Origin of the sequence: Kordia sp., assembly GCF_045105435.1 — a bacterium.
Lineage (GTDB): Bacteria > Bacteroidota > Bacteroidia > Flavobacteriales > Flavobacteriaceae > Kordia.
In genome coordinates, this window is record NZ_JBGCDL010000138.1 from 1 (window position 1) to 3,037 (window position 3,037).

At 30.0% G+C, this 3,037-nt stretch carries 4 protein-coding genes; 2 read left to right on the top strand and 2 right to left on the bottom strand.

All coding sequences use genetic code 11. From position 1 onward, the window contains the following. Both AB8B65_RS07220 and AB8B65_RS07225 read left to right on the top strand, forming a co-directional pair. On the top strand, positions 1-979 hold a 979-nt coding region (locus tag AB8B65_RS07220; RefSeq protein WP_405300204.1), incomplete at its 5' end, for a T9SS type A sorting domain-containing protein. Between the two features lie 366 nt (positions 980-1,345). Next, entirely contained in the window at positions 1,346-1,729 is a 384-nt protein-coding gene (locus tag AB8B65_RS07225) for a two-component regulator propeller domain-containing protein (protein ID WP_405300205.1), read from the top strand. Positions 1,730-2,009: 280 nt separating this feature from the next. Here AB8B65_RS07225 and AB8B65_RS07230 read toward each other — a convergent pair whose 3' ends face one another. Together AB8B65_RS07230 and AB8B65_RS07235 are read right to left on the bottom strand one after the other, a co-directional pair. Further along, complete coding sequence (locus tag AB8B65_RS07230; protein WP_405300206.1) at positions 2,010-2,390, bottom strand: hypothetical protein; 381 nt, start codon at positions 2,388-2,390, stop codon at positions 2,010-2,012. A 139-nt stretch (positions 2,391-2,529) separates the two neighbouring features. Further along, on the bottom strand, positions 2,530-2,991 hold the full coding sequence (locus tag AB8B65_RS07235) for a hypothetical protein (protein WP_405300208.1): 462 nt from the start codon (positions 2,989-2,991) through the stop codon (positions 2,530-2,532). Positions 2,992-3,037: the final 46 nt, after the last annotated feature.

Sequence of the window (3,037 nt, forward strand, 5' to 3'; positions counted from 1 at the left end):
TATTTTTGAAAACAATCGTGTAGAACGTGGTGGCGTTGTGTATTATTCGCATACGAATTCTCAAACAGGAAACTATGATTATGATTTTACTAATTGTACTTTTAAAAACAACTTAGGTCGTTTTGCAACTGTTTTTTATGGTGAAAACCCACGAACAAGTGCTACACTTACCAGCACATTTATCAACTGTTCGTTCCATGACAATGTTGTTGCTGACCTTTCGAGTTCTAATGCTGGTACTAACACATTGTTTTGGTTTAGGACAGATGTTACTACAACGCATGAAGCTGTATTTATCAACTCAACCATAGCCAATAATTCATTAAATGCAACTTCATCTACTGTAGCAGGAGTAGTTTCAATATCGAGAAGTGGCGGAAATGCCAATTTAGAAATGTACAATACTGTTATTTGGGATAACATGTTGACTAATGGAAACGAGCAAACAAGTATACATACATTTGGAACGCAAACAGCTCCAAATTCGGTTACAGTAGCTAATAGTTTGGCGCCAGATGGTTTTTCTAACTGGACAAACACAACAAATATTGCAACAACCAACCCAATGTTTACAGATATTGCGGCTAATAATTATACGCCGATGGCAACTTCGCCAGCAACTGATACAGGAGATAATTCATTTTTTCCGTCGTCTATTTTAGAAGATATTAATGGTAATGCCAGAATTGTTGGTGGAACTATTGATATGGGCGCATACGAGTTTGATCCTACGTTGAGTACCGAAGAAGTTACGGTAACTCCGCTAGATTTTACCATTTATCCAAATCCTGCAAAAGCTACATTGCACGTTCAAACAACCGAGAATATTCAAACTGTAAGTATTTTTGATATGACAGGAAAACAGGTTTTAACAACCAATGAAACTAAAATTGACGTTCGTAGATTACAATCGGGAATGTATATTATTCAAGTAACATCAAACCAAAAGAATAGCACAAAAAGATTTATCAAACAGTAATTTGTTCATAGTTTATTAAAACCCCAAATCAACTTGTGTTTAGTAAAAGCCTTATCTGTATTGGATAAGGCTTTTATACAGTTTATAAACAGATGCATTCTTTTTAAATACTTTATTAGAAAGTTTGTGTTTTGAAGGTTTCATCTATTAAAAATGATCGTACATTTTTCTTTTCATTTACTAAAACGTGAAAACTCAATACCTAAGACTTAATGTTGAAGTGTAGCGAGTAATACCCAAAATCTTACCATTCACAAAAAATCACAAGTTACTTTATGAAAAAAATGTACTTTTGAAAGTATCATTACTCATAATTTGACAAAACTTTTTATTTACATATTACTTTTTCTCTCTGTAAACTGTTTAATGGGGCAACAGCAAAATCCAACTGCCATACATTTAACTGAAAAAAATGGTTTACCCGATAAAGAGTTTTATGATATTATTGAAGATGAAAAAGGGTTTGTATGGATGGCATCAAACAAAGGATTATATCGATATGATGGTAATGAATATAAATTGTTTACACATCCAAAACAAATAGGCTTATCGGTTTTTCAGCTGAATTTAGATGAAGATGGTTATGTATGGTTTAACAATTTGTCTAACCAGCTTTTTAGAGTAAAGAAACTCGCGCTAGCGAAGGGATATTTTGAAAATTATATAATCAATGATATAAAGATTTGTATAATCTGCATTGAAATTTCAAAACTATATTTTTACAGTCGAGGACTAAGAAAAGACAATTAAGCAGTTTTTAGTGTCAAATATTCTGCTTGTCGTCTTTGATTAACTTTATCAAATATTAGAAACTTTTTGAAACTACTTTACGGTTTATGACAGTTCGTGAACTTTCGTTTAAATATATTAAGTTTGTTGAGTTTCGTTTGTTTTATTTATAACATTTAGTTTAATATATAACCTATTATGATTGAAGCTTTCAAGGATTGAGGATAATTATAGTTTGAACTAGTTACTAATATTTCTTCTTATAACATTAAAACAAAAAAGAAATAAAATCATAGTAATTTTAATCAGAGATTTTATCTTCGACTAACCATATTTTTTCTACCTCAATCAAACAGCCTTTTAATTCTGTATCTTTTATGTAAATATAAAATGAATATTCACTAAAAAACTCAGGATAACTTTTTCCTTTGTTACTTTTAATAAATGCATCATAAGATGTTATATCTCCCTTAATTGAACTGTAATTTCCTTCTTTTTTTTTATTCTTTTCAGCAACATATCTAAATGAATGTTCATTAGCTAATTTATATATATATTCTCCTTTTTTCTCAATAGTGGAATCAATTCCACTTTGATAGTTGAATATTATTCTTTTTTGATTTTGAGAATATACAATTACAGTAAATAATAAAAGTAAAGAAGTTAATATTATTTTTTTCATGTTATTGACAATTAGGATTATTTGTATAAAAATTCGTTATAGTTTGACCTATATTAGTTCTCTCTGTTTCTGATAGATTATTCCAAGCTACGGTTCCTTTAAGTCCAGTCCATGCGAGAGCTTCGTATACCTCATCAGTTTATGTACTATCATATTCACGAAGTGCTTGAACAATAGTACTTCTGTAATGTTGAGCCATTGCTTCGTGTTGAGCACTTGAAGGACTTTGCCCTTGTGGAACAGCCCATTTCCACTTCATATAGTAATCATAAAAACCAGGGTAGTTATTTCTAAGCTGTATTATTTGATTTTGGTTTAACTGAATACTTGGATGTTGAGCAACAGATAAAAGTTTCCTAAATATTTCAGCATGAATTACTTCATGTATAAAAGTTCTTGCAATTGATAATTTAGGTCTATCAAGATTATTTGCGTTAAATTCTATTTTGATTAAATAATTTATAGGTGGAGTTGTTTCTGCATTTCGATTATTTCTATTTTCATTCCAATTATTTAAGGCGAAAGCGGAAATAACAGCTATGAAAATCGATAGAAATTCAAAAGTGTATTTTTTCCAATTCTTTATCTTTATTCCTTTCATTTGATTGTTTTTTTCTAATGGTAGCAAACGTTAAATATATGGCGAA

What these genes read in the sequence shown, in the direction of transcription:
- AB8B65_RS07230 (WP_405300206.1), bottom strand. Translation starts at nt 2,390, where the DNA reads ATGAAAAAAATAATATTAACTTCTTTACTTTTATTATTTACTGTAATT.
- AB8B65_RS07235 (WP_405300208.1), bottom strand. Translation starts at nt 2,991, where the DNA reads ATGAAAGGAATAAAGATAAAGAATTGGAAAAAATACACTTTTGAATTT.
- AB8B65_RS07225 (WP_405300205.1), top strand. Translation starts at nt 1,346, where the DNA reads ATGGGGCAACAGCAAAATCCAACTGCCATACATTTAACTGAAAAAAAT.